At 59.3% G+C, this 26,233-nt stretch carries 21 protein-coding genes; 12 read left to right on the top strand and 9 right to left on the bottom strand.

The genetic code is table 11. From position 1 onward, the window contains the following. Positions 1-230 precede the first annotated feature (230 nt). Complete coding sequence (locus tag AAFX04_11945; protein MEO1046143.1) at positions 231-2,276, top strand: S9 family peptidase; 2,046 nt, start codon at positions 231-233, stop codon at positions 2,274-2,276. 59 nt (positions 2,277-2,335) lie between these two features. Here AAFX04_11945 and AAFX04_11950 read toward each other — a convergent pair whose 3' ends face one another. Then, a complete protein-coding gene (locus tag AAFX04_11950) occupies positions 2,336-3,493 on the bottom strand; it encodes an indoleamine 2,3-dioxygenase (protein MEO1046144.1) in 1,158 nt (385 codons plus the stop codon). Between the two features lie 149 nt (positions 3,494-3,642). Between AAFX04_11950 and AAFX04_11955 the strand changes: the two genes are divergently transcribed. Continuing rightward, positions 3,643-4,086 (top strand): Lrp/AsnC family transcriptional regulator, encoded by a 444-nt coding sequence (locus AAFX04_11955; protein ID MEO1046145.1) that lies wholly within the window; start codon positions 3,643-3,645, stop codon positions 4,084-4,086. Positions 4,087-4,121: 35 nt separating this feature from the next. Here AAFX04_11955 and AAFX04_11960 read toward each other — a convergent pair whose 3' ends face one another. Beyond that, complete coding sequence (locus tag AAFX04_11960; protein MEO1046146.1) at positions 4,122-5,195, bottom strand: serine hydrolase domain-containing protein; 1,074 nt, start codon at positions 5,193-5,195, stop codon at positions 4,122-4,124. 79 nt (positions 5,196-5,274) lie between these two features. Continuing rightward, the gene (locus AAFX04_11965) at positions 5,275-6,456 is read right to left on the bottom strand and encodes an LL-diaminopimelate aminotransferase (GenBank protein ID MEO1046147.1); all 1,182 of its coding nucleotides are present in this window, start codon (positions 6,454-6,456) and stop codon (positions 5,275-5,277) included. Positions 6,457-6,682: 226 nt separating this feature from the next. Between AAFX04_11965 and phaC the strand changes: the two genes are divergently transcribed. Continuing rightward, positions 6,683-8,476 (top strand): class I poly(R)-hydroxyalkanoic acid synthase, encoded by a 1,794-nt coding sequence (gene phaC, locus AAFX04_11970; GenBank protein ID MEO1046148.1) that lies wholly within the window; start codon positions 6,683-6,685, stop codon positions 8,474-8,476. 216 nt (positions 8,477-8,692) lie between these two features. On the opposite strand, the gene AAFX04_11975 is transcribed toward phaC, so the two are convergent. After that, positions 8,693-9,079: a hypothetical protein gene (locus AAFX04_11975; GenBank protein MEO1046149.1), complete on the bottom strand. Its 387-nt coding sequence runs from the start codon at positions 9,077-9,079 to the stop codon at positions 8,693-8,695. Between AAFX04_11975 and AAFX04_11980 the strand changes: the two genes are divergently transcribed. The 9 genes from AAFX04_11980 (at position 9,078) to AAFX04_12020 (ending at position 19,671) form a co-directional block, all read left to right on the top strand. Further along, complete coding sequence (locus AAFX04_11980) at positions 9,078-9,494, top strand: phasin family protein (GenBank protein MEO1046150.1); 417 nt, start codon at positions 9,078-9,080, stop codon at positions 9,492-9,494. The two genes, AAFX04_11975 and AAFX04_11980, sit on opposite strands and share 2 nt — an antisense overlap. 206 nt (positions 9,495-9,700) lie before the next feature. Beyond that, positions 9,701-10,087: an ATP-dependent Clp protease adapter ClpS gene (gene clpS, locus AAFX04_11985; protein MEO1046151.1), complete on the top strand. Its 387-nt coding sequence runs from the start codon at positions 9,701-9,703 to the stop codon at positions 10,085-10,087. A gap of 109 nt (positions 10,088-10,196) precedes the next feature. Next, a complete protein-coding gene (gene murA, locus AAFX04_11990; GenBank protein MEO1046152.1) occupies positions 10,197-11,480 on the top strand; it encodes a UDP-N-acetylglucosamine 1-carboxyvinyltransferase in 1,284 nt (427 codons plus the stop codon). Between the two features lie 218 nt (positions 11,481-11,698). Continuing rightward, positions 11,699-13,204 (top strand): UbiA family prenyltransferase, encoded by a 1,506-nt coding sequence (locus AAFX04_11995; GenBank protein ID MEO1046153.1) that lies wholly within the window; start codon positions 11,699-11,701, stop codon positions 13,202-13,204. Positions 13,205-13,213: 9 nt separating this feature from the next. Then, a complete protein-coding gene (locus AAFX04_12000) occupies positions 13,214-13,588 on the top strand; it encodes an EamA family transporter (GenBank protein ID MEO1046154.1) in 375 nt (124 codons plus the stop codon). Between the two features lie 10 nt (positions 13,589-13,598). After that, the gene (locus AAFX04_12005) at positions 13,599-15,221 is read left to right on the top strand and encodes a glycosyltransferase family 39 protein (protein ID MEO1046155.1); all 1,623 of its coding nucleotides are present in this window, start codon (positions 13,599-13,601) and stop codon (positions 15,219-15,221) included. A 141-nt stretch (positions 15,222-15,362) separates the two neighbouring features. Beyond that, positions 15,363-16,376, top strand: a complete 1,014-nt coding sequence (locus tag AAFX04_12010; protein MEO1046156.1) for an acyl-CoA thioester hydrolase/BAAT C-terminal domain-containing protein — start codon at positions 15,363-15,365, stop codon at positions 16,374-16,376. 80 nt (positions 16,377-16,456) lie between these two features. Beyond that, entirely contained in the window at positions 16,457-19,159 is a 2,703-nt protein-coding gene (gene ppc, locus AAFX04_12015; GenBank protein ID MEO1046157.1) for a phosphoenolpyruvate carboxylase, read from the top strand. Between the two features lie 245 nt (positions 19,160-19,404). Further along, positions 19,405-19,671, top strand: a complete 267-nt coding sequence (locus tag AAFX04_12020) for a hypothetical protein (protein ID MEO1046158.1) — start codon at positions 19,405-19,407, stop codon at positions 19,669-19,671. Between the two features lie 73 nt (positions 19,672-19,744). Here AAFX04_12020 and AAFX04_12025 read toward each other — a convergent pair whose 3' ends face one another. From AAFX04_12025 to AAFX04_12045, 5 genes are all read right to left on the bottom strand, one after another. Beyond that, positions 19,745-20,965 carry an NAD(P)/FAD-dependent oxidoreductase gene (locus AAFX04_12025; GenBank protein MEO1046159.1) on the bottom strand — a complete coding sequence of 407 codons (1,221 nt, stop codon included), beginning with the start codon at positions 20,963-20,965 and terminating at the stop codon, positions 19,745-19,747. Positions 20,966-21,335: 370 nt separating this feature from the next. Beyond that, positions 21,336-23,030, bottom strand: a complete 1,695-nt coding sequence (locus AAFX04_12030) for a M56 family metallopeptidase (GenBank protein MEO1046160.1) — start codon at positions 23,028-23,030, stop codon at positions 21,336-21,338. Continuing rightward, positions 23,023-23,385 carry a BlaI/MecI/CopY family transcriptional regulator gene (locus tag AAFX04_12035; protein MEO1046161.1) on the bottom strand — a complete coding sequence of 121 codons (363 nt, stop codon included), beginning with the start codon at positions 23,383-23,385 and terminating at the stop codon, positions 23,023-23,025. The genes AAFX04_12030 and AAFX04_12035 overlap by 8 nt, the downstream gene beginning before the upstream one ends. A gap of 130 nt (positions 23,386-23,515) precedes the next feature. Beyond that, positions 23,516-24,685, bottom strand: coding sequence for a serine hydrolase domain-containing protein (locus tag AAFX04_12040; protein MEO1046162.1), 1,170 nt, complete (start codon positions 24,683-24,685; stop codon positions 23,516-23,518). A gap of 631 nt (positions 24,686-25,316) precedes the next feature. Then, on the bottom strand, positions 25,317-26,231 hold the full coding sequence (locus AAFX04_12045) for a hypothetical protein (protein MEO1046163.1): 915 nt from the start codon (positions 26,229-26,231) through the stop codon (positions 25,317-25,319). Between the last annotated feature and the right edge of the window lie 2 nt (positions 26,232-26,233).

The following is a 26,233-nucleotide window of genomic DNA, read 5'->3' on the forward strand; positions in this document are numbered from 1 at the left end:
TACACCAGCCTCTTTGAGAGCAAAGGACTGAGCGAGCAGACATTTCGGACACAGCCTGATTTTCCCGTTCTTACCAGCGCCCGCTCGATCCGGCACTTACCGATGTGCTGACGGTGCGCGGACAGTAACAGCGCCAGACCTTTCGCAAGATCGCTTGCATAGTTTCCGTTGCAAAGCGGCATGTTATCGCACAATCTCCGAAAACCATATCGGTAATTTCGGGGTTTCCCATGCAACGACTTTTGACCTTCGCCATTCTGTTTATGGGCCTTGTTGCCGCTGCAAAAGCTCAGGAGGCGCCACGCCTGTTTACGTCGGAGGATGTGTTCGAACTGGAATGGGCCGACGATCCCCGGATTTCGCCGGATGGGCAGCAGGCGCTATATCTGCGCCGGTTCAACGACATCATGACCGATCGCACACTGGCGCATGTGTGGCTGGTCAATCTGGACGGCAGCGGACACCAGCCATTGCTGGCCGATGGCGGCTCCTACCGCTCACCGCGCTGGTCCCCCGATGGCACACGCATCGCCTATATGAAGCGCGTCGACGGTCGAACCGGCCTCTATGTCCATTATCTGGGTTCGGGGCGCGATGCGCTGCTGGGCAGTTTTGCCGAAGCACCGCGCGACCTTGGCTGGTCTCCCGACGGCAGGCTGCTGGCCTTCACCATGGCGGTGAAGGCGGACAGCAAGAAGCTGGTCAAAGCGCCCAAAAAGCCCGATGGCGCGAAATGGGCCGATCCGCCCAAGGTGATCGACCGGGCGCGCTACCGCACCAACGGCTCCGGTTTTCTGGAGCTGGCCTATGACCATATATTCGTCATCCCCGCCGAGGGCGGCACCGCGCGCCAGCTTACCAGCGGCAATTTCAATCATGATGGGCCGCTCTCCTTCACGCCGGACGGAAAAACAATTCTGTTTTCCGCCAACCGCCATGCCGGGTGGGAACTGGAAAGCCGCGAGGCGGATATTTTCTCGATCGACATCGCCACGGCTATATTGCGCCAGCTGACCGACAGACCCGGCGTCGAGGCCAGCCCCAAAGTGTCGCCCGATGGAGGTTCCATCGCCTATCTGGGCACCAGCAATGTGCGCGACCCTTTTGTGGTCACCAATGTATTCGTGATGGATCGCTATGGCGGCAATGGCCGCAACCTGACCGAAGGTCTGGATCGCCGCACTGGTGACCTGCACTGGCTGTCGGGCAAGGAGCTTTCATACACTTTCCAGAATCGCGGCGAGAACCATATCGGCGTGGTCGGCACCAATGGCCGCCGCCGGGTTGTGGTGGAAGGCATTGGCGGCACCACCATTGGCCGGCCCTATGTCAGCGGCACCTATGATGCCGGGCGCGGCGGCGCGCTGGTCTATACCAAGGGCAGTGCCTATCGTCCCGCCGACCTCTACGCCTATCGCAATGGCCGGGCGCAACGCCTGACTACATTGAACGAGGATCTGCTGGCGCATCGCGATCTCGGCAGGGTCGAGACATTCACCTATGCCTCATCGCTGGACGGTCTGGAAATCCAGGGCTGGATCATCACCCCGCCGGGCTATCAGCCGGGCAGCACCTATCCGCTGATCATCGAAATCCATGGCGGCCCGCATCTTGCCTATGGCCCGCATTTCTCCGCCGAGCTGCAGCGCATGGCTGCTGCCGGCTATGTCGTGATCTATGACAATCATCGCGGCTCAATCGGCTATGGCAGCCAATTCGCCAATCTGCTCAAGGACAAATATTCCAGCCCCGATGATTTTGCCGATCATATGTCAGCGGTCGACTGGGCCATCGACAATGGCTTTGCCGACAGGGACAATCTGTTCATCGCCGGTGGATCGGCAGGCGGAATCGCCACCGCCTATGCCGTCGGCCTGACCGACCGGTTCAACGCCGCCGTGGCCGCTAAACCGATTATCAACTGGGTATCCAAAGTACTGACAGCGGACAGCTATATCGGCCAGATCGCCAACCAGTTTCCGGGGCCGCCCTGGGAGCATCTCGACCATTATTGGCAGCGCTCACCCTTGTCGCTGGTCGGCAATGTCACCACGCCGACAATGCTGATCACCGGTGAGGCGGATTATCGCACACCGATTTCGGAGACCGAGCAATTCTATCAGGCGCTGCAGCTGCGCAAGGTGCCGACCGTGATGGTGCGTATTCCCGATGCCAATCACGGCATCGCCAGCCGCCCGTCACGGCTGAATGCCAAGACAGATTATACGCTGGCCTGGTTCGAGAAATACAAGAAGAAGCCGGAGGGTGGAGAGTAGGTTGCTGGCAACGGATCAGTCAGTCCTGATCCCACCAGCCTGTCGCCACCTTTACCCGTTCACAGCAGATTTGCCTGCGTCTCGTCGCGGTGCTTTTTCAGATAGCGCATAAAGGGCGTACCGCCGGTTCCGACCTCGGTATCGTTGCCCGCATGCTTGCGCCCCTGTTTGTTGATATAGCTCGCCGCATATTCGAGATGGCGCGAGCGGAAATCCGCCACCGCCTGAATATTGGCATTATAGGCGTCGTTCAGTGCCGGTGACTGCACATGTTTGGCAAAGGGCCGCACGCCGCTGCTGGCACGGACATCATCGATGAACCGGCGATGGCCTTTGGGGCGATAGGCATGCAATTGGTCGAGATAGGCGCGCAGCGGATCGGCGGCATGACCGACACCAAGCAGCGCATCCATGCTCGGCACGATCGAGGATTGCGATCCGGTCTGGCCGCGAAACGCCTGCGCGGCTGAGCCGTAACGCGTCACACCCTCATAAATCACGCCATTGGGCAGCGCGGGATTGTCCTTCCAACCGTGAATATATGGTCTGACACGTTCGAAATAGATATAGGGATCGCAGCGTTCGGGCATGCGATCGAACAGCGCGTTGATCCGGGACCATGTCACCGCCGTCTGTTCCAACAGACCCTGCACTGCCTGCGGATCATCACGGTCAGCGGCTTCCATGATAGCCCCAAATCTTGCCAGAACCTGACCCGCACAGGCTTCGATGGCGACATGGACCAGCACAAACCAGGCCTCATCCTGGCCGCCGAGAAAATTCTGGATCATGCGGATATTGTCGAGTGCAATGGGCAGTTCCGGGTCGATCAGGGTCCAGTTGTCCAGCACATAAGAGCTGTAGGTCAGCAGCGGCTGCTGCTCCAGCCGGTCCGCCAGTGCAACCATCGGCACGGCAAGACACGCCGGCAGACGATCAATAACCGTCTCCTCGCCCCACATATAGGCCTGGACCATGAAGCTATAATGGACGGTGGCCATGCGCGCCTGCGCATCGGGAAGCTCCGCAGCGCCGGAGAGCGTTTCAGGGTCCGGAAGGTTGGCCTCCAGAAAAGCACGCACACGCCCCGAAGGCAGTACATCCGGCAGTTGCAGCGCAATCTGCGCCGCGTCCGACCACATATCGGGCAGGGTTAGCGAGAGAGGATTATAGCGGCAGAGAAAACCCCTGTCCGGGGACAAGTCATAGTCACCCAAGGGCAGAAGTACGGGATTTGGGGCCAGCTGTTGCGACATTGTAAAGCGCTCCCTGAGTCATTTCTATTGCAGCAGATTATCCCGATTCTGATCGAATTTGCTTGCAAACTGCATTGCCATAAAGCCGATTATCCGCATATAATTCGAATATGGACGATATTGATCGCAGAATATTGCGTCTCCTTGAAAGCGATGGACGAATCAGCAACGCAAAGCTGGCCGAGCGTGTGAGCCTGTCCGCCTCGGCCTGCCTCAGACGGGTGCAGGAACTTGAACGCTCCGGTGTGATCAGGGGCTATCGCGCGGTCCTTGATCGCTCACAGCTGGGCGGCGGGATCACCGTCTTCGTAATGGTTGGCCTGTCGGCCCATCTGGCCAAGGATGCGCGCAGCTTTGAAGAAGCGATGGAAGGCGCAAGCGAAGTGCGCGAGTGCCACAATATCACCGGCTCGGTCGAATATCTGCTGCGCGTCGAAGTCGACAGCCTGAGCCGCTACAAGACGTTCCACTCAGAAACGCTAGGCGTGCTGCCACAAGTGGCCAGCATCACCTCGCATTTCAGCCTGGGTTCCTCAAAAGACATGCGCGCTTAAGAGCAGGGAAACCGGTCTAGAGGGTCTTGTTATGACTATCGCGCGCCAACCAGATCCGCAGCCAGTTGCCGGATGTCCTTGTGGCCGGACTGGTCGAGCGCAACCGCAACAATGGTCAGGTCGAGGCTGGGGACATGCAGCGCGTGCACGCCCCAAAAGCCACCATGCATATAGACCTGATGATTGCCGATCCTGCCGGCAAAGAGGCCAAGGCGATAGGGGCTGCCTTCCGGATGTGAAGGCGCTTGCTGCATCAGCTGCAGCGTCTCCGCCGAAGCGAATATCCGACCGTCGAACAAGGCATCATAATAGCGCGCGGTGTCGATGACATTGCCGATCAGGCCGCCACCGCCATAGGCATCGAGACTGCCATCAAGTGCGAATGTGTCGATGCCATCGATCCATTGATGCGCTCTTGCAGCACCCTGTTCCTCGCCGGCAAGCGGCTCCCAGCGCATAGCCGCAATGCCTATAGCATCGAAACGGTTGAGCGTGCGCACCGCTTCGCCAAGCCGCATGCCGGTCACGGTCTCGATAATCTCACCGAGCAGCACATAGCCCGTATCCGAATAGTGGAAACGCTCGCCGGGTTGGCCGAGCGGATCGGTCGCGTCAACCAGAAGCCGTATTTGTTCGGTCCTGGTCCACTGCTTGAGCGGATTGGCAAAGACCAAGGCCTTGCTCTCGTCGGTGCCGAAATGGTCATCAAGGCCGCTGGCGTGCATCAGCAGGTGGCGCACCGTAATCTTGCCCGTGTCATAGCCATCCGCTTCAAGCAGCTGCGCATGTTCGGCCGATATCAGACCGGAAATCGGCGCATCGAGATCAACCTGCCCCTGCTCGTAAAGCCGCAACACGGCAGCCGCCACAAAGGTCTTGGTCACCGAGGCAAGACGGAAAGGCGTCTGAGCGGTCATTAGCATCCCGTCCGGCGCCGCAACGCCGGAAGCAGCCGTAACCAGGCGCTCGCCATCAATCACGGCAATGGCAAATCCGGGCACATCAGGCCGCTTCGCCTGCAGGGCATCAAGACTATATTGCAAGGCGGCGTCTGGCGAGAAACTGACGACAATATCATCACGGGAAAACGCCGGGGAAGAACACGCCATCAAGGCGAAAAGCAAGATGGCACGGATCAAACTCAACGGGTGCATTCCACTCTGCCTCATGACGCAACTATGGTTTTTATTACCCATAGGCAGCCATAAACTTCTTCACATTACGCGCCGCCTGTCGCAGCCGCTGCTCATTCTCGACCAGTGCCAGGCGCACATAGCCCTCACCTTCCTCGCCAAAGCCGACGCCGGGGGCGACCGCGACCTGGGCTTCGGCGAGCAGCTTCTTGGAAAACTCCATCGCGCCCATTTCGCGAAAGGCTTCGGGAATGGGTGCCCAGGCGAACATGCTGGCGGCGGGTGGCGGTATCTCCCATCCGGCGCGGCCAAAGCTTTCGACCAGCACATCACGGCGCGATTTGTAGAGAGCGCGATTGGCATCGACATTGTCCTGCGGACCATTGAGTGCCGCCACCGCCGCCGCCTGTATCGGGGTGAAGGCGCCATAATCGAGATAGGATTTGACCCGGGTCAGGGCGTCGACCAGATGCGGATTGCCGACGGCAAAACCCATGCGCCAGCCGGCCATGGAATAGGTTTTCGACATCGAGGTGAACTCGACCGCAACATCCTTGGCGCCTGGCACCTGCAAGATCGAAGGCGTCGGCTCATTGCCGAAATAAATCTCGGCATAGGCAAGGTCGGAGATCACCCAGAGCTCATGCTTTTTGGCAAAGGCGACAACCTCTTTGTAGAAATCGAGGTCGGCAATATAGGCGGTCGGGTTGCTGGGATAGCCCATGACCAGCACCTTGGGCTTGGGCACGCTATAGGCCATGGAATAATGCAATCGCTTGAAGAAGTCCGGCCCCGGCGCGGCGGGGATGGAGCGGATTGCGGCCCCGGCGATGATGAAACCGAAAGTGTGGATCGGATAGCTGGGATTGGGTGCGAGCACGACATCGCCCGGCGCGGTGATCGCCTGTGCCAGATTGGCCAGGCCTTCCTTGGAGCCGAGGGTGACGATGACCTCTTTTTCCGGGTCAAGATCGACATTGAAACGCCGCGCATAATAATCGGCCTGCGCCTTGCGCAGCCCCTTGATGCCCTTGGACGCCGAATAGCGATGCGCATTGGGATCATTGGCAACCTCGGTCAGCTTGTCGATAATATGCTGCGCCGGCGCGCCATCGGGATTGCCCATGCCGAGATCGATAATATCCTCGCCCCGCGCCCGCGCCGCCGCCTTCATCGCATTGACCTCGGCAAAGACATAGGGCGGCAGGCGGCGGATACGGTAAAATTCTTCGGTCATCACTGGGTCTCGACAGATTGGTTTATGCGCGAGGTTTGACCGATCCGACTCATGCTGTCGAGTGTTTTTCGTGCGTCTGGCGGCGCTGTTGCGTAAATATCTGTCGCGCCCGCGACAATGCTTACGCTGGCGGCTGGAAGCTGATAGACAGGGCCGGTGACACCGCCCAAAGGAGACCCCGATGTCCGCCTCATCGCCCGAAGCGCCCGGTATTGATTTTCCAGACATGGATATGTCCGCCTTTGCCGGTGAGGCGATGCCCACTTTGGAGGACATGCAGCACTGGACCTGGGTGATGGGCCGGGCGCAGCAGATGATGATGGAGCATATGGCTGAAATGGCGAGCAAACAGCCGTCGCAATCGGTCGCCAGCTCGGTGGCCCAGCTATGGGATCCTGCCTATTGGCAGGAGCAGATGACCAATATGCCCAAATTCGACCCGACACAGCTGTTCGAGATGCAGAGCCAATTCTGGCAGCAGGGGCTGAATTTCTGGCAGGGCCTGCTGGCGGGTGAAGTGCCGGGGGACGACGCCAAGCCAGCCAACAGCAAGGTCGACAGACGCTTTCAGGCCGAGGAATGGAACAGCCACCCCGCCTTCTCCACCCTGGCCCAGGGCTATACCATGGTCGCCGAGCATCTGCTGCGGCTGACCGATACCGTCGATGGCGTTGACCCCAAGGCCAAGGCACAGCTGCGCTTTGCGATGCAGAATATTGTCGACGCCAGCGCCCCGTCCAACTTCGTCTTCACCAATCCGGCGGTGATCAGGAAAACAATCGAGACCAAGGGCCAGAACCTGCTGACCGGGCTCGAGCATATGCTCACCGATATCCGCAAGGGGCAGTTGACCCATACCGACCCCAATGCCTTTGAGCTCGGTCGCAATATCGCGGTGACGCCGGGCAAGGTGGTGCATGAAACCGCGCTCTATCAGCTGATCCAGTATAGTCCGGCCACCGACAAGGTGCTGCAGACGCCTATGATCATCTTCCCGCCCTGGATCAACCGCTTCTACATTCTCGACCTCAACGAGAAGAAGAGCTTCGTGAAATGGGCGGTGGAACAGGGCATCACGCTGTTCATGGTGTCATGGAAATCCGCCGACAGTTCGATGCGCGATATCATCTGGGACGATTATGTCCGCTCGCAGATCGACGCCATCGATACGGTGCGCGAATTGCTCGACGTTCCCGATGTGCACACCATCGGCTATTGCGTTGCCGGGACCACGCTGGCGGCAACGCTGGCAATGCTGGCAGCACGCGATCAGGCCGATAAGGTCAAGAGTGCGACCTTCTTCACCGCCCAGGTCGATTTCGCCCATGCCGGTGACCTGAAACTGTTCATCGATGACCAGCAGCTCAAGCTGATCGACACCGTTGCCGCCGATTGCGGCTATCTCGACGGCCGCTATATGGCGGCAACCTTCAACATGCTCCGCGGCCGCGATCTGATCTGGAACTATGTCGTCAATAATTACCTGCTGGGTGAGGACTATCCGCCCTTCGACCTGCTGCACTGGAATGGCGACACCACCAACCTGCCGGTCAAGTGGCACAAGGCCTATCTCGCCGACCTGTATCGCGACAACAAGCTGGTCCAGCCCGGCGCGATCACCATTGACGGCACGCCTATCGACCTCAGGAAAATCACCACACCGGTGCTGGTGCAGGCCGGCAAGGAAGACCATATCGCGCCGGCGGACAGCGTCTGGAAAATCATGGACCATGTTGCCGGAGACAGGGAATTCATGCTGGCAGGGTCAGGCCATATTGCCGGAGTGGTCAATCCGCCGGCGGCGAAAAAATATCAGTACTGGACCAACCCCGAAGAGACCGGAAGTCTCGAGGCCTTTATCGCAGGCGCGGAAGAACACCCCGGAAGCTGGTGGCCCTATTGGCTGCAATGGCTGGAGAAACAGGCACCGAAAAAAGTCGCGGCAAAGGGCGCGCGCATCCCGGGCAAGGGTGATAAACCGGCAATCGAGGACGCGCCCGGGCGCTATGTGAAGCAATAATTTTAGGCGTTATATCCCGGAATACCGTTCGCCCTGAGCCTGTCGAAGGGCTGTTCTTATTGTGCAAAAGAAGACCAGGGCTTCGACAAGCTCAGCCCGAACGGTGCAGGTTGAAGCAAGCGACAGCACGCTAAACAATCGCGAAGAAACGGTTTTTGTGCGGTGCACAAAAATCCTTGACAGCGACGCCGCCAATGCTTATTGTGCACTGCAACATCAATGACGCAGGATATGCACAATGGCCAGCAAGCCGACCAACACTGACGCCAAGCCCGCCACTTCTCCGGAAGCTGCGGAGAAGGCATTTTCCGAAGCTGCAAGCGCTTCGGTTGCTCCGGCTGCGGCAAAAGCTGCACCGGCAAAGAAAGCCGCTGCCGCCGCCAAGAAGCCGGTAGCTGCCAAAAAAGCGGCTCCTGCCAAAAAGGCAGTGGCCAGGAAGACCCCGGTAAAGGCCGTTGCCAAAAAGGCCGCCGCCACCACCGCCAAAAAGACAACCCGTAAAACTACACGCAAGACTCCCGTAGCCGCCAAAAAGGCTGCGACCTCCAGAAAGGACGTAAAAATGACCAAGAAGACCGAAACCAAAGCGACCGCAGAAAACATGACCGCTCGCGCCCAGGAACTGTTCGGCGACATGTCGGGCCGTGCCAAGGCCGCCTTCGAAAAGGGCAGTGAATATGTTTCGCAGGCTACCGAATTCAACAAGGCGAACATCGAAGCGCTGGTTGAGTCGGGCAAGATTGCTGCCAAGGGCATGCAGGAAATGGGTCAGGCCTATGCTTCCGACACCCGCAAGAACTTCGAAGATGTTACCGCGACCATGAAGGACTTCGCTGCCGTCAAGTCGCCGACCGAATTCTTCCAGCTGCAGGCCGAAACGCTGCGCAAGACCATCGACACCGCTGTCAGCCAGACCTCGAAGAACACCGAAATGTTCGTCAAGCTGGCCGGCGAAGCGTTCCAGCCGATCTCGAACCGCGTCAGCGTTGCTGTCGAGAATGTGAAAAAGGCTGCCTGATTCGCTTCGGCAGTTTACGGATGCTGACGGCATCCGATCAGTATCAGAGGGCCGGAGCAGGGAACTGTTCCGGCCCTTTCTGCATTTTAGTCTTTGAACTTGCGTATCAGTCGCGACTCACCTCTTGCACCACAGGCAGGAATAACGATATTCTTGTGACCATGCCGATTTCCTCCGCACCGCATCCCGGCGACGAAGCCGAAAATATGCTGCCGCAATTCGTCCGGGACAATGGCCGGGCGATATTGGCAGCTGCGCCGCTATGCGCCAGCGACGAGGATGACGGCGATGATGGCGACAGCCAGGTCGGCATCGCCACCAAGACCCGCGCCAAGCCGAAAAAGCCGAGCCAGTACAAGGTGCTGCTGCTCAATGACGATTATACCCCGATGGAATTCGTCGTCGCGGTGCTCAAGCGCTTTTTCAGCATGGACATGGAACAGGCGACGCGGGTGATGCTGCAGGTGCACCAGCAGGGCATCGGCGTGTGCGGCATTTACACTTATGAAGTCGCCGAAACCAAGGTCAACCAGGTGATGGACTGCGCCAAGGAAAACCAGCACCCGCTGCAATGCACGCTGGAAAAAGCCTGAGCCGAAGCATGGCGTAACAGCCATGACGCGAAAAGTTTTTACCCCCGACGCCTTTGGCACTTCCCGGTTCAGCCTTGCTTAAGCCAGTTGCAGCGTTAAACGCTTTCCCATGGACAAGATCATTATCAAGGGCGGCCAGCGCCTGACCGGCAGGCTGCCGATTTCCGGCGCGAAGAACTCCGCACTGACCCTGCTGCCCTGCGCCCTGCTTACCGATGAGCCGGTGACGCTGCGCAATTTGCCGCGGCTCGCCGATATTGACGGCTTTCAGCATCTGATGAACCAGTTCGGCGTGTCGACCAGCATTGCCGGCTCGCGCCCCGGCGATTTCGGCCGGGTGATGACTTTGCAGGCGACGCGGGTAACCAGCAATGTCGCACCCTATGATCTGGTGCGAAAGATGCGCGCCTCGATCCTGGTGCTCGGCCCGATGCTGGCACGCGAAGGCGAGGCAACGGTCAGCCTGCCCGGCGGCTGCGCCATCGGCAACCGGCCGATTGACCTGCATCTCAAGGCACTGGAAGCAATGGGTGCGGAAATCGAAATGGCAAGCGGCTATGTCAAGGCAACAGCTCCCGGCGGTCGTCTGGCAGGCGGCGATTTCACCTTCCCGGTGGTCTCGGTCGGCGCCACCGAAAATGCGGTGATGGCAGCAGTTCTGGCGAAAGGCGTCACCAGCCTCAAAAATGCGGCGCGTGAGCCCGAAATTGTCGATCTGTGCAATCTGCTCGTCGCCATGGGTGCGAAGATTGACGGTATCGGCACATCGGAGCTGACGATCACCGGGCGTGACCGGCTGCACGGCGCGACCTATCGTGTCATGTCCGACCGCATCGAGGCGGGCAGCTATGCCTGTGCCGCCGCGATCACCGGCGGCGATGTCGAGCTGGTCAATGCCCGCGAGGACGAGATGGAAGCCACGGTTGCGGCACTGCGCAGCGCCGGGGTGATTGTCGAGCCGACCGATGACGGCCTGCGCATCGCCACCAATGGCACGCTGCATCCGCTGACGCTCAGCACCGCGCCCTATCCCGGCTTTGCCACCGATATGCAGGCGCAGATGATGGCCATGCTGTGCCTGGCCGAAGGTTCGAGCGTGCTGACCGAGACCATCTTCGAGAACCGCTATATGCATGTGCCCGAGCTCAACCGCATGGGCGCACATATCGAAACCAAGGGTCGCACCGCTGTGGTCCATGGCGTCAAGGGCCTGACTGGCGCCCCGGTCATGGCGACCGACCTGCGCGCCTCGATGTCGCTGGTCATTGCCGGGCTGGCGGCCGAGGGCGAGACCCATGTCAACCGGCTCTACCATCTCGACCGCGGCTATGAGCGGCTCGAGGAAAAGCTCCAGTCAGTCGGCGCCGATGTGGAGCGTGTCGGCGGGGATTGAGCCTTTCTCAATCTCCCTTGAGGGAGAGGGTCGGGGTGAGGGTGCTCCAAGGTTCGCCGTAAAGAGCGAAACCATCAACGCCGCACACCCCCATCCAATCTTCCCCCTCAAGAGGGAAGACTATGATTCCACCTTACTCTACTTCGAACAAAACTAACGCATCCTTAGGCATATTGCGCTATCCCGGTGCGGCAGAAAGCGCGCGCAGGCAGATAGCATTGAACGTTCATAACTCCATAAGCGACGATATTTCGCTCGTTTTTGTCGATCTCGATGGCACGCTGCTGGTCAGCGACACCCTGTTCGAGGCGGCCTTTGCCTATGTCCGCGCCCATCCGCTACACGCTTGGAAGCTGCTGCTCTGGCTGTTCGCCGGCCGCTCTGTGCTGAAATCGCAACTGGCGCGTCATGCACCGCTCGATATTGCCTCGCTTCCCGTACGCACCGACCTGCTGCGCCATTTGCACGCGCTCAAAAGCGATGGTGCCGAGCTGGTGCTCGCCACTGCGGCGCATTGGAAGATCGCCCAGCGCTTCGCACACAATCTCGACCTGTTCGATGATGTCCTCGCCAGCAGCGCGCGGCATAATTTGAAGGGCAAGGCCAAGCTGGCGGCAATCCAGGCCTATGCCCAGGGCCAGCCTTTTGCCTATGCCGGCGACAGCCCCGCCGACCGCGCCATCTGGCAGGCTGCAGCGGGCACGATCTTCGCCGATGCCCCGGCACAGGATATCCGCGCCGCTGAAAAGGCGGGCAAGCCGGTGCAAAGCTTCAGCCGCAGCCGCTCGACAGCACGCGCCTTTTTGAAAGGCATGCGGCTGCACCAATGGGCCAAGAACGCGCTGGTCTTCGTGCCGCTGCTCACCGCCCATGCCTATGGCGATCCGGCGGCGGTGCTGGCGGCGATACTGGCGTTTCTGAGCTTCGGGCTGGTGGCTTCGGGCACCTATTTCTCCAACGACCTGCTCGACCTCAGCGCCGACCGCAAGCACCCGACCAAGTGCAAGCGCCCACTGGCTGCAGGTGACCTGCCAATTGTCAGCGGCATTATCGGTGCCGTCGCCTTGCCGCTGGGCGGCTTTGCCCTTGCCATCGCTACCCTGCCCCCGCTCTTTGTCGCGCTATTGCTCGGCTATCTGGTACTGACCAGCGCCTATTCGTTGGCGCTGAAACGTGTCTCCACCGCCGATGTGATGACATTGGCTGCCCTGTTCACATTGCGACTGATGGCGGGTGCCGCCGCAATAGCGGTAGCGCTGTCCTTCTGGCTGTTCGCCTTTTCGGTGTTCGTGTTCGTCAGTCTTGCCTATCTCAAACGCTATGTCGAACTGGCGCAGAACGCGGCGTCAGCCGTGCCGCCACCACATATGGCCGAGGGTAGCGAGGAGAATATGCCGATGACCGAGCGCATTGGCGGGCGCAACTACTGGGCCAGCGATGCTGAAACCACCTTTTCGCTTGGCACCGCCAATGCCACCGCAGCGGTGGTGGTGCTGGCGCTGTTCGTCAACACCCCCGAAGTCGCGGCGCAATATCAAACACCACAGGCACTGTGGATGTTGTGCTTCCTGATGCTCTACTGGACCAATCGCCTGTGGGTCGGAGCGCGGCGCGGCAAGATCAACGATGATCCGGTGCTGTTTGCGCTCAAGGACCGGGTCAGCCAGATTATCGGCCTCGCCTTTGCTGCCACGCTCGTCTTTGCCCGCTATGTCAGCCTGTAAGGGACCACCATGTCGCCAGCCCAGCTTATCGCCATCCTTGTCGCCGTATCGCTCTCGGCCATCGCGCAATATGCGCTGAAACTCGGTTCTGCCAGCCTCAACAGCGCCGGTGGGCTCGACCACAGGCCGATGGCGACGCTGACCAATGCCGCGCTGTCCCCCGGGATCTGGCTCGGCCTGACGATCTATGCTGTCAGCGTGCTGTTGTGGATCTGGGTATTGTCGAAGACCGATCTCTCGGTCGCCTATCCCTTTGTCGGCATCAGCTTCATCCTGACGATGATCATCGGCGCGGTGCTGCTCAGCGAGGATGTCTCGCCGATGCGCATTGGCGGCACGATATTGATCGCGGCCGGCTGCATCATGGTCGCACGGACGGCCTGAGGCATTCGCCATGGCCCGCCATAGCAACCTGCTGCTCTGTGTCTTGCTCTGCGGCCTTGTCGCGGTGCTGTTCATTACCGGCGCGCCGCAGGGCAACAGCTTCTCCTGGCCCGATTCACCACGCCATGCGCTCAACGGCGCCTTTATCTTCGACCTGCTGAAAGACCTGCCGTTCAATGATCCCAAGGGTTGGGCCTATGACTATTATGGCCAATATCCGGCGGTAACCATATTGTTCTATCCACCGCTCTATCCGGCAACATTAGCACCGTTTTATGCGATCTTCGGCGTGTCGCAGGAAACCGCGCTGCTGGTCAATTTCCTGTTCTACTGCGCCTTTGTCAGCGGCGTATATGCATTGGCGCGGCGCTATTTCTCTGCCGGGGTCAGCTTCGGCGTGGCGCTGATCATGGCGAGTGCGCCCGAAGTCACCTATTGGGGCCGCCAGATCATGACCGAGATACCCGCCTTCGCACCTTTGGTGTGGAGTGCATGGGCGCTGTTGCGGCATCTCGATAATGGCCGGAAATGGTCGCTCTTCCTGTCGGCGTTTCTGCTGGTCGCGGCGATGTATATCAAAATCTCGATATGCTTTGTCGCCCCGGTTTATGCGCTGGTGCTGCTGCGCCGCCATGGCGTGGCACTGGTCAGGATGCACGAATACTGGATTACCGCCATCGGCGCACTGATGCTGCTGGGGCCGCTGATTTTCCTGACACTGAATTTCGGCCAGGCCAATGCCCAGTCGGTTACCGGCGTTGCCGACAGCGTCGCCTCGCGCGGAACGTTTGAGGGCTGGATCTGGTATGCCCGGCAATTCCCCGATCAGCTTGGCTGGCCGGCGCTGGCGCTGGCGCTGCTGGCTGTCATTGCCTGGTTTCGGCGCGGTCGCCGGGATGCCGCCCTATCCGATGGCGGCTCGGCATTCTGGCTGTTTGGCCTGTGGCTGGTGATCGGCTATCTGTTCTTTTCCGCCATCGACCTGAAGGAAGCGCGGCACAGCATCTTCCTGCTGCTGCCATTGGCGCTGGCGGCGGGCTATGCCGCGACAACACTGGTACGCGATACCAGGGTGCAGGCAGCGCTTATGATCATCACCGGTCTCGCCACGCTCGGCATCACCCTGACGCAACGCCCGGTGCATTATGTCGCGGGCTATGACGAGGCGGTGGCCTGGATCGCCGACAATGCACCGCAGGACAGCAATATCCTGTTCTCCGGCTATCGCGACGGCGCGTTCATCTATGGCATGCGCGCACTGGCCGACCGGCCCGATCTCAACACCATCCGCGCCGACAAGCTGTTGTTGACAATCGCGGTGCGGCGCGAGCTCGGCGTCAAGCAGACCAGCTACAGCAATGCCGAGATCGCCGATCTGATCAGCGACAATTCGGTGTCGTACGTGGTTGCCCAACCCGATTTCTGGACCGATCTCGACCAGATGGCGCGGCTGCAAACGGTGCTGCGATCCCCAGGTTTCGAAGAAGTGCACCGCGTTGCGATGCAGGCCAATTACAATGCGCAGGAGAGCGAGCTGGTCATCTATCGCAATCTCGCCCCGCTACCCGCAAAGCGCAAGCCAATGACCATCGAGCTGCCGATTATCGACCGCCAGATCGAGACGGCGGGATAAGCGCTGCCTCGCTTCTGATTTGGCAGCGACCACAGGCGGCATACCTATAGGCAGAATACAAGGCAGCGTTTGTCGATCCCTCTGTTTATCAGCAGGTCCTTTTGCTAGAAGCCCGACGACAAGCGAGAGAGGCTGGCGAACATGACGTGGAAAAAGAAGACCGGCATTGGCTGCCTCATTCTGTTGATCATCGTGGTCGGAGCGATTGCCGCCTTTATTTTCTTCCAGCCGCAACGTCCGATTACGGTCGACGATCCGGGAGGCGGTGGCGAACGGATCACGCTCAACGACCGTCCGGCCAATTTCTTCCCCGCCAATGGCGACGGGCCGCATGCGGCGATCCTGATGCTCGGCGGATCGGAGGGCGGTCTGACCGAGGCCAGCAATGCGATGGCGCGCCTGCTCCAGGCAGAAGGCTTTTCGGTGCTCTATCCGGCCTATTATCTCACCTCGGAAGAGACACGCTCGTTCAATCTGGTGCCGCTCGAAACGTTCGATGCGGCACTGGCATGGCTCAAGGCGCGCGACGATATCGACCCGGAGCGGATCGGTATTATCGGCGGTTCCAAGGGCGCCGAGGGCGCACTGCTCTTCGCCAGCGATAATCCCGATATTCGTGCCGTTGTCGCGACCATGCCGAGCAATGTCGTGTGGCAGGGTTTTGACTGGAATTCGATGGACATGTCGCAATTCAGCTCATCCTGGAGCCGCGACGGCAAGCCGGTGGACTATCTGCCCTATGACATTCCCGCCTGGTATGAATGGTTCACCGGCATGACCGTCGGGCAAATGTATGGGCAGAGCCTCGATCAGCTACCCGACCATCCCGAAGCCGCCATCCGCGTCGAAGATATTGCCGGTCCGGTGCTACTGGTCTGCGGCGAGGATGACGCGCTATGGCCCGCCTGCGACATGGCCCGGGCAATGGATGCCCGCGCCGAAGACAATAATGGCCCCGAAGTTGAAGTGCTCGCCTATGAGGATGCCGGGCACTTCCTCTATGGTCGACCGCGCGAGGAAGATGACGAGAATTACGAAGATATGGCTGCGATGGGCGGTAGCGCCGCCGGCAACAATGCTGCCCGCAAGGACAACTGGCCGCGCATTGTCAGCTTCTTCCGCGACCAGCTACAGGAGGATTCGGCAGCGAATTAGCGCTGAGTCCTACCAACCGAATATCATGCAAATCGTCCGCGCTGCTTGACGCGCCCCGCGCGACAGGTCAGCTTCTGACCATGACCGAACCCAGTCACTCCGACGGCGAAAACCGAATCACCCAGAACCCCGATATCCGCTATCTCGGTGCGGTGCTCGGCAATGTCATTCGTCATTATGGCGGTGAGACACTCTACCAGCGTACCGAATATATCCGCGCCGCCAGTGTCGACAGGCACCGCAAGATCAGCGGCAGCAATGCCGTAGATACCGGCATCGAGGCGCTGACTCTCGACGAGACGCTGGCCTTTGTTCGCGGCTTCATGCTGTTCTCATTGCTCGCCAATCTGGCCGAGGATCGCCAGGGCGTGACGCAGGAAGAAGGGGCAACGCTGGCCGAGGCGGTCGAGCATTTGCGCGCGGCAGAGGTATCGGACGAGGCAATCGATGTCCTGCTTGCAGAAGCGCTGATCGTGCCGGTGCTGACCGCGCACCCGACCGAGGTGCGCCGCAAGAGCATCATCGACCATCGCACCCGCATTGCCGAGCTGATGAAGCTGCGCGACACCGGCGCCGAGGAAACCCCGCTGGGCGACAACATCGAAGATGCGATCTACCGCCAGATCGCGCTGCTGTGGCAGACCCGGACACTGCGCCGCGAAAAGCTGTTTGTTGCCGATGAGGTAGAGAATGCGCACAGCTATATGCGTGATGTATTTCTGCCGGTGTTGCCGATGCTCTATGCCCGCTGGGAACGGATATTGGGCAAGCGCCCGCCCAGTTTCCTGCGGCTCGGCAGCTGGATTGGCGGCGACCGCGACGGCAACCCCTTTGTCGATGCCGATACGCTGCGACTGGCGCTTTCGCGCGGCGCCGGCACGGTAATCCGGCGCTATCTTGACGACATCCATGCCGTCGGGGCGGAGCTCAGCATCTCGTCCGAGTTAAGTCAGGTACCCGAAGCGGTGATGGCGCTCGCCGATATCAGTGGCGATAATGCCCCTAGCCGTGCCGATGAGCCCTATCGCCGCGCACTGACCGGCATCTATGCCCGACTCGACTCGACGCACCAGGCGCTGACCGGCAGTGCCAGCCACCGGCCCTCGCACATTTCTGCCACACCCTATGATGGCCCCGACGCCCTGCGCGCCGATCTGGTTACCATCGCTCATGGCCTCGCCAGGCGCGGCGACGGCCATTTCACCAGCACCGGTGCGCTGGGCCGGATCATCCGCGCCATCGATACCTTCGGCTTCCATCTCGCCACGCTTGACCTGCGCCAGAACAGCGATGTGCACGAACGGGTGGTTGCCGAACTGCTGCGCCATGCCGGGGTGAGCGGGGATTATCTGAGTCTGGACGAGACGGCGCGGGTGGCGTTGTTGCGCGCCGAACTGGTGCATAACCGGCCACTGGTACGCAGCAGCGACGGTTTCAGCGCAGAAAGCGTCAAGGAGCTGGCGATTATCCAGGCCGCTGCCGAGGCGCATCAGCGTTTCGGACCGGCATCGATCACCACCTATAATATCTCCAAAGCCGAGAGCGTATCCGACCTGCTGGAAGTCTATCTGCTGCTGAAGGAGGTTGGGCTTTATCACGCCGCCAATGACGGCGGACCGCCGCAATCGGCGATCATGGCGGTGCCGCTGTTCGAGACCATCGAGGATCTGGAAAACGCGCCCGACATCATGGCGCGTTTCTTCGCGCTGGACGATATCGGTGACATGGTCCGTGCACGCGGTGTGCAGGAAGTGATGATCGGCTATTCCGACAGCAACAAGGATGGCGGCTATCTCACTTCGGTGTGGAGCCTCAATCAGGCAAGCCGGGCGCTGGCCGCTGTTTTTGAGTCTGCCAATATCGGCATGCAGCTCTTCCATGGCCGGGGTGGCGCGGTCGGCCGCGGCGGCGGCTCGGCCTTTCGCGCCATTCAGGCGCAACCAGCAGGCACGGTGCAGGGCCGCATCCGCATCACCGAACAGGGCGAGGTCATCGCCGCCAAATTCGGCACAGTGGAAAGCGCGGCGGTCAATCTGGAAGCGATGGTCTCGGCGACTTTGCTTGCCAGCCTGTGCCCCGACGCCCGCGCCGACACCGAACGCGAACGCTTTACCGAAGCGATGCGTGCGCTTTCAGTCGATGCCTTTCGCGCCTATCGCGCACTGGTCTATGACACCGACGGTTTCACCCGCTTCTTCCGTGAAATGACGCCGATCGCCGAAATCGCAACGCTGAAAATCGGCTCGCGTCCATCAAGCCGCAGCCAGGGCCATGCGATCGAGGATTTGCGTGCCATCCCCTGGGTATTCAGCTGGGCCCAGGCACGGGTGATGCTGCCCGGCTGGTATGGCTTTGGCCATGCGCTGGACGGTTTTGCCGACAAGGGGGTGCTCAGAGAGATGGCCGAAAGCTGGCCGTTTTTCAGCGCCACTTTGGGCAATATGGAGATGGTGCTGGCGAAGTCGAATATGGATATTGCCGCGCTCTATGCGGACATGATCGGGGACCAGACGCTGTGTAGCGCTATCTTCCCGCGTATCCGCGATGGCTGGCAGCGCACCCGCGACAGTCTGTTGCAGATTACCGGGCAATCGCGGCTGCTGGAAAAGACGCCCGCGCTCGATACCTCGATACAGCTGCGCCTGCCCTATATCGAGCCACTCAACCTGCTCCAGATCGAGCTGATCAAAAGACACCGGGCGGGGGAAAGTGATGACCGCATTTCCGAAGGCATCCAGCTGACGATCAACGCGATCGCGACGGCGCTGCGCAACAGCGGCTGAGCGGGCGCCAGCGATAGAAAGCACCATTCGCACCAATTTGCACTTTAAGCAGCCAAGCCGCTATTTTGGAACAGTATAAATATTGTTACGGGATCGATATAGTAAATACTGTAATAATATTCCTCTATTAAACTGCTTTCACTATCATTTCATCGATATTCAATTGCCTTGATTACATAAATAACAGAAAAGAAAACGGCTCGAGCATGCATTGAGGGGGTAGACTCAAACATCAGGAGCGTAACATGAAAATATCAGCAAAAATCAAGATCGTGACTGCCGCCATGCTGATGTCGGGCTTGTCATTACAGGCACCGGCCAAAGCACAGACCGGTGATGACCTGCTCTGCATTCAGTCGGTGGCGGATATTATCTGCCATGGGCTTATCAACCAGGCTTTTGAACAGTGCATGCGGGTCGAAGTGCCCAATTTCTGCGGCTTCCAATGGCCCGGCTTTGTCGAGATGGACAAGATCGAGATACCCGGAAGACGCGAAAGCGCATCTGCCTGAACCGAAACTCCATTTGTAGCGATGCCAAGGGGGCAGGCATCGCTACAATGCTGCCGGTCCGGATTCTGGCTGCTTATCCACCAAACGCCATGCCTCTCATATTTCCCTGGATTGCCTGCGCCGCCGCCCAGCCGCTTGACCAGGCCCATTGGAAATTATAGCCGCCAAGCCAGCCAGTCACATCCACAGCTTCACCGACAAAATACAACCCCGGCACCTTCTTCGCCTCCATCGTTTTCGACGACAGTTCCGCGGTGCTGACCCCGCCGGCGGTAACTTCGGCCTTGGCATAGCCCTCGCTGCCATTGGGCACGAAGCGCCAATGGCCAAGCTGTGCCTGCCAGTCACGCAGCACGGCATCCTTGCACTCCCCCAGCGGACGCAGATGATCGCTGAGGCGACCCGCCAGCGCCTCGGCCAGCCGCTGCGGCAAATGGCTGGCCAATAGTGCCGGCAGGTGCTGCCGCGAATGCGCCTGCTTCGCTGCGAGCAGCCAGTCACTGGCGGCATCGGGCAGAAAATCGACATGCACCGCATCGCCCTTGCGCCAATAGGACGAGATTTGCAATATTGCCGGGCCGGACAGGCCCTTATGGGTGAACAGCGCCGCCTCGCGAAATGCCATCTTGCCGCAGCGGGCAGTGACCGGTGCCGACACCCCCGACAGTCCGCGGAACAGCACATCATCACCGCCCAGGGTCAACGGCACCAGCGCCGGGCGCGGCTCCACTACTTTCAGGCCGAATTGCCGCGCCACATCATAGGCAAAACCGGTGGCGCCCATTTTCGGAATGCTGGGGCCGCCAGTGGCGATCACCAGCGACGCCGCGGTCGCCATGCTGTCGCCATAACCGACAATGAAACGCCCATCATTATGGCGAATATCGCGGATTGCTGTGCCAAGGCTCAGCGTTACCCGATCATCGGGACACTGCTGCATCAGCATCGCAACAATCTGCTTTGCAGAGCCATCGCAAAACAGCTGCCCCAGCGTCTTTTCGTGCCAGGCAATGCCGTGCCGATCGACCATAGCGATAAAGTCATGCTGGTCATAGCGGCTGAGCGCAGACTTGATGAAATGCGGATTGGCCGACAGAAACCGGTCAGGCGCGGCATGGAGGTTGGTGAAATTGCACCGCCCGCCGCCCGAGATCAGGATTTTCTTCCCCGGCCTGTCGGCATGATCGATCAGCAGCACCCTGCACCCGCGCTGCCCGGCCATGGCGGCACACATCAACCCCGCGCCACCGGCGCCGATGATGATGCTGTCATAATGGAAGATGCCACGCGTCATGCCGGCGGCTTAGCGGGGATTGGAACCGGCGGCTAGGCGGCTTTCAGGAATGCGATGGGGCTGTTGGGCCAATGTCTGATATTTTCGGTAGGACCATTTTGTGTCCGTTGTGCGCCTCAGAAATCCAAGAGGTAGCCATTGCAGATCTCAGCTGCCGAAAGCGAACATTATGTTCGGCGAGTTGCTCGTAAGTTTTGACTGCAATCAGGTGGGAAGGGCGAGTCAAAAGGAGTGGCGTCAGCACGTGGCCGGAGACGAATATGGCGGCGATCCGGCGCAGATAAACGCTGATATCTCCTATGGTATAGCTTGAGGCAAGCCAGAATAGCGCAGCCTATAGAGAGAATGGCGGGTTGTCACAGCGCCAACATTAGGTTCCGATGCGGACTTGTCCTTCCTCACGTTCACTGACGCCAACCGAAGCTGTTGCCTGATCAACCCGAACCAGCGCTTGTCCCAATGCTTCTATTTGCATCGGCCCGCCGCTTTTGCGGATCGCCAGCTTTGCCTGTCCGCGCAGGCGCGCATCGGTTTTTCCGGAGACGCCGGGAATGGACATTTCCGTCTGACCACGCAGCGCAGCCAACAGATCGCCATCGACACTCTGAGCGGCAATGCGATGCTGTCCTCGCCCATTGATCATCAGCCTGTCGCGTACATTCCCGATCCGCGCTACGCCGCAACCACGAAACGACACGTCGAGACGGACGCTATCCGATGCGACTGTGTAGACATATCCCCCTATTTGCACCGGGAGTCCGTGGGGAATGCGAAGCGTCGCAGTGCCGATCCGTCCGCCCGAGCTCAACCGATCGAGCGCGAGTGAATTGCATTCATCCGCGGTCGCGATGTGATGGCCAGCCAACCGCAGAACCCCGCCTTTCGAAGTGATGGAAGGGCCGTTTGGCGAGACTGAAAGCAGTGCGTCCTCGCGATCTTCCGAAACGATCCGCAAAAGGCCACCGAACTGCTTGATCTCCACAGCTGAGGGATTTGTCATTCGGTAATGCTCTGGCTCTGCCTTTGGCTGATCATGTCGATCAGCAAGCGCCAGCACCTCGTCCATCTGCTTAGCCGGATCGGGCAATGAGGAGAAGGAAAGTCCGTTTCGCAGGTCGGCAAAACCGCAACCGGACAGCGCTATCAGCGCTGCAATTGATCCCATGCTTGCAGTCTGTCCAAAGAAGTATCGGCGATCAAGCGCATCGAAACGATGTGTCATGCGGGAACCGCTGTGCCACGCGCACGAGACTGGCGGGCTCGCCTCATTAACTACGACCGCCAGAAGCGTCTCGGCGTAGCTTTTGCGCGATATGCCGGTCGTACTGAGAACCACCGCGTCACATGCGATCTCCTGGTCGCATTTTAGCGCTCTGACCGCCCAATAAGCCAGCGGGTTAAACCAGAACACAGTGTTTATTAGCAAAGCGACGAGATTGATCAGTGGGTCGCGCCGGTCGCGATGGGCCATTTCGTGCTGCAAGACGACCTCGTGCTGTTGGGTGTTGTAGCGTGAGTCAAAGTCCTCGGGAACGACGACGATCGGTCTGAATATGCCCAAGAGCATGGGGCTAAATCCGGTGCGAGAGGCCACCATGATAGGCACCCCATCGATAGACGATGGGCTTAGCCTGCCAAGATCGCGAACGAATTTCCTGTGCCGCCACAGAGCGTAAAAGAGAAAGGTGGCGGCTCCGCTCGCCCAAAGAGCAAAAAGCAACGGCCAACCACCGACAATTGCCGTTCCGTCGGGCGCCCCCTGGGCTCGAGGAGGAGGGACATCCATTCTGTCGAGCCTGCGCTCAACATCGATAGCTTGTGAACCGATAGCTTCCGCGACAGGTGTAAGATCTGGAGAGGTCGCAAACAGGCCAACCCAGGCAGGGGCATCGTCGAAACCGGGCATGACGCTTGCGAGCATCAGAACCGGAACCAGTATCCATGACCGATAGAGGGCCTGCGGGCTCAAGAGGCCCCTGCACGCCCATCGCAGCAGCGCGACCATCAGAATCCCGACTATACCCGCCACCGTCAGGTCGGCCAGAAAGAGATCAGCATCAGTCATCGTCGTCCCAGCGCTCGATCATCTCGCGCAGCTTGGCGATGTCGGCCTTCGATAGCTTCTTTCGATCTGCGAAATAGCTGACCAGAGGGGAGAATTCACCAGAAAAAGCGCGCTCGAGTACGCCTGTTGAATCGAGATATTCTTCGCGTGACACAGCGGGCCGAAAAAGGAAGCGTCTGCCATCCTTTTCGGATGCGATCGCACCTTTCTCCCTGAGCCGCGTGATCAATGTGCGCACAGTAGGTGGCTCCCATCCTTGCTCCGGTCCAACCGTGGAGACAAGCTCCTCGGCTGTTTGAGGGCTTCTGTTCCAGAGGGCGCCGAGTATTACGCTTTCAGCATCGGTGATCTTCATGCAGCAAGCATCGGCCAGACTTTTACGTTTGTCAAACTCCAGATCATTGAGCCTGCGATCTCATTGAAATAGTCAAGTCTACCATGTTGCTGCACTTCTGAATGGGAGTCCCGGCATTAGTTTGCAGATGTCAATAGCCTTGCATTATCGCAATACGCTCATCGTCCTCGATCAGCCGCGCTATCTTTCCGAGCAGGCCTTTGCTCTCTTCGCCATTCGCGAACATGACCGCGGCGATGCCTTGATCAGGCTTGAAGAATGCAAAGGATTGCTCGGAACGGTTGCGACCAGTGTGGGCGAAGACGGTGCCTTCTTTAAACTCATAAACATACCAACCAGTGCTGAAACCCATTCGCTGTGGACAGGCTTCGATCGGTCGCCCGTCCGGCCCGCACCGTTCGTCACGCTCATCAAGAACAATTCCGGACCGTTCAGCAGCGCGCTTCGCGTCGACCCCGTCATTCGCCATGACAGCCGCGAGAATTCTGGCGTAGTCCGCGCTTGATATGCGCAGTCGTCCGGCACCCTCAGCTTCGTCGTAATCGCCAGGTTCGTCCCACTCGCTGTCGGCAAAACGGCCCCAAGCGTAGCGAGACTTTAGCTCTGCTATGGTGACAAAAGAAGCATCTTCGATTCCAAGCGGGTCAAACACAGTTTCACGCGCGATATCATCGAATGGCTTTTCGAGCTTTCTTTCGAGAAAGCGAGTCAGATAGACAATGCCTTCACCTGAATAGCCGCGCTCAGTGCCCGGATCGAAGGTGAATGTCAGCACGCCGTCGCTCATCCGCCGCCAGTTCCGAAATCCAGTCTGATGGGCGAGTGCGATCCTTGGGGTCAGCTGCATCCGGCGGGGATCTTCGGCGATATCAGGATCGACCCAAAATGCCGCCATAGGTTCATCAAGCGAAACCTTGCCTTGGGTTGCCAGTCTGAGCACAATCTCACCCACAATCGGCTTTGCGATCGATGCCGTGTCGTAGAGTGTGTCTGCAGTTGCTGGGTTGCCCTCGCTGCGCTCCCCGCAGGTTAGCGTCCATTGCAGCTGCCCGCCCGCGACGTAACTGACACCGGCGCTGGGGACGGTCGATTGCCCGAGCCATTCCGGCAAACGAGACTGGAGCGCCGTTAGCTTTTGTGTCGCCTGTGGGTTGCGATCCGACACCGGCATGTGTTGTTCGGTTGCACAATCCGGCACTGTGCCCTCTGCAATGCCTGCGACCGAGACAGGTCTGTTCGTTGCGCAACCAACCAGCGCGGCTGAAAGGACAAGCGTGGGTAAAAGGAAACGGCTGTTCATTATCATTCCTCGCATCATGGATATGGGCACTTCTCCAGCTCGGTTCATGAGCATATCTAAAATTATTACATATGTAATAATTAATCTCGCAGCAGATGCAAGCGGAACTTTCTGCATCAAACGATCCTGCCTAGCTTGAACTCCAGGAATGCTGGTATCGAAACGCCTTACGGCTTCGCAACAGGTCGGCATCAGCTGATAGTAGAATATCTACAAGCGTAGTAATAAAGAGGTGATCGTGATGCGTTTTGCAGGAATTCTCCCTTCGCTCTCGATGATGGCAGTGACCCCGGTTTTCCCCGCACGGCTTTCGAAGCCGGCTCGGTTACCAAGCCAGTTTATGCCCATCTGGTGATGGGTTTGGTCGAGCGGGGCGCTATCGACCTCGACACCGTTCCTGCCGTGACCTTTTTCTGTCGCCGACCAGGAAGCCTATCGTACACTCATCTTACGCCAGTTCCTTTCGCACCAGTCCGGTCTGGAATGACCGCATTGAGCACCTCACTACCCAAAGCAGACGGTCCGCAAATCAAGCCATGATCCCTCAACCCAAAAACGCATCTCCGCTGCTCAAACCGCGCCTTCAGCCTGTCCCTGGACTACGGGATCAGGACCGTATTCCAGAAGCGTCTCAGCGGCGGCAGCGCACCGTTGCCGTGGCCGTGCCGCGATAGGTGGTATCGGTTGCCTTGCGTGTCGTCTTTGGCACGGAATTGCTCGATATCACTCGTCCGCCTTGCGACTGACAGGCGGACCGGGCGGAATTGAGGGCCGCAGAGCGTGCTGCCTGGCTGGCAGCGCTGCTCGAGCGCAGCAACCCGCTCGTTCCGGAACGGGTAATCGTGAACACACTCGATCCCGACGATCCGCTCTGTCGCCCGCTCGCGGAACGGCTGGCACCTGCGACTGCACGACTTTGCGGTGTATCATAGGCTCCACCGGCAATAGTGCTGCGGTGATAGAGTTTGCGCGAATTGCCATAAGTCCGATCAAAGACGAACTGGCGCCGCCGGAATGGATCGCCCGCAGCAAGAATTGAGGATGGCAGGTTGCTTTCATCAAGGCGATTGTAGCTCAACACCGAGATATTCCCATTGCCAAGCTGGCGAAACGCCAGATCGAGATAGACAAGGTCACCGAAAGTCTGGCCATTGCGGGCCTGGAAACCGCGCTCAATCACAACACCGAGACGGTAGCCGGTTGCTGTCTTCTGGCATGCATAATCACTGCGGCCAATCAGTTCGGGCATCATGGCCATCCGCGTCACCTTCCAGGTGACGATGCCCAGCTCATTCTTGTTCTTCTGGAATGTGTCGAACAATTCCCGGCCATTCACACATGATCGGGTACCATTGGCGCTCTCGCAATAGGTGCGCTGCTGCGAATTGAACACCACACCCATGTGGATCAGGTCATTCAGGCCATCCTCAATGTGATAGAGGCCATTATTGCAGTCATTCTTGTCGAGGCGCTGGGCAAAGGCCTGTCCGCTCGACGCCGCCAATGCCAGCACGCCCAGAATGATCCAGCGTAATGCCGATACCATGG

The organism is Pseudomonadota bacterium (assembly GCA_039818985.1).
In the GTDB taxonomy this organism is placed as follows: domain Bacteria; phylum Pseudomonadota; class Alphaproteobacteria; order Sphingomonadales; family Sphingomonadaceae; genus Alterisphingorhabdus.

Bases quoted from the DNA above. Each gene is read 5' to 3' on its own strand.
- AAFX04_11945 (MEO1046143.1), top strand. From the start codon at position 231: ATGCAACGACTTTTGACCTTCGCCATTCTGTTTATGGGCCTTGTTGCC.
- AAFX04_11955 (MEO1046145.1), top strand. From the start codon at position 3,643: ATGGACGATATTGATCGCAGAATATTGCGTCTCCTTGAAAGCGATGGA.
- AAFX04_11960 (MEO1046146.1), bottom strand. From the start codon at position 5,195: ATGGCGTGTTCTTCCCCGGCGTTTTCCCGTGATGATATTGTCGTCAGT.
- AAFX04_11965 (MEO1046147.1), bottom strand. From the start codon at position 6,456: ATGACCGAAGAATTTTACCGTATCCGCCGCCTGCCGCCCTATGTCTTT.
- phaC (MEO1046148.1), top strand. From the start codon at position 6,683: ATGGATATGTCCGCCTTTGCCGGTGAGGCGATGCCCACTTTGGAGGAC.
- AAFX04_11980 (MEO1046150.1), top strand. From the start codon at position 9,078: ATGACCGCTCGCGCCCAGGAACTGTTCGGCGACATGTCGGGCCGTGCC.
- AAFX04_11975 (MEO1046149.1), bottom strand. From the start codon at position 9,079: ATGTTTTCTGCGGTCGCTTTGGTTTCGGTCTTCTTGGTCATTTTTACG.
- clpS (MEO1046151.1), top strand. From the start codon at position 9,701: ATGCTGCCGCAATTCGTCCGGGACAATGGCCGGGCGATATTGGCAGCT.
- murA (MEO1046152.1), top strand. From the start codon at position 10,197: ATGGACAAGATCATTATCAAGGGCGGCCAGCGCCTGACCGGCAGGCTG.
- AAFX04_12000 (MEO1046154.1), top strand. From the start codon at position 13,214: ATGTCGCCAGCCCAGCTTATCGCCATCCTTGTCGCCGTATCGCTCTCG.
- AAFX04_12005 (MEO1046155.1), top strand. From the start codon at position 13,599: ATGGCCCGCCATAGCAACCTGCTGCTCTGTGTCTTGCTCTGCGGCCTT.
- AAFX04_12010 (MEO1046156.1), top strand. From the start codon at position 15,363: ATGACGTGGAAAAAGAAGACCGGCATTGGCTGCCTCATTCTGTTGATC.
- ppc (MEO1046157.1), top strand. From the start codon at position 16,457: ATGACCGAACCCAGTCACTCCGACGGCGAAAACCGAATCACCCAGAAC.
- AAFX04_12020 (MEO1046158.1), top strand. From the start codon at position 19,405: ATGAAAATATCAGCAAAAATCAAGATCGTGACTGCCGCCATGCTGATG.
- AAFX04_12025 (MEO1046159.1), bottom strand. From the start codon at position 20,965: ATGACGCGTGGCATCTTCCATTATGACAGCATCATCATCGGCGCCGGT.
- AAFX04_12030 (MEO1046160.1), bottom strand. From the start codon at position 23,030: ATGACTGATGCTGATCTCTTTCTGGCCGACCTGACGGTGGCGGGTATA.
- AAFX04_12035 (MEO1046161.1), bottom strand. From the start codon at position 23,385: ATGAAGATCACCGATGCTGAAAGCGTAATACTCGGCGCCCTCTGGAAC.
- AAFX04_12040 (MEO1046162.1), bottom strand. From the start codon at position 24,685: ATGAACAGCCGTTTCCTTTTACCCACGCTTGTCCTTTCAGCCGCGCTG.
- AAFX04_12045 (MEO1046163.1), bottom strand. From the start codon at position 26,231: ATGGTATCGGCATTACGCTGGATCATTCTGGGCGTGCTGGCATTGGCG.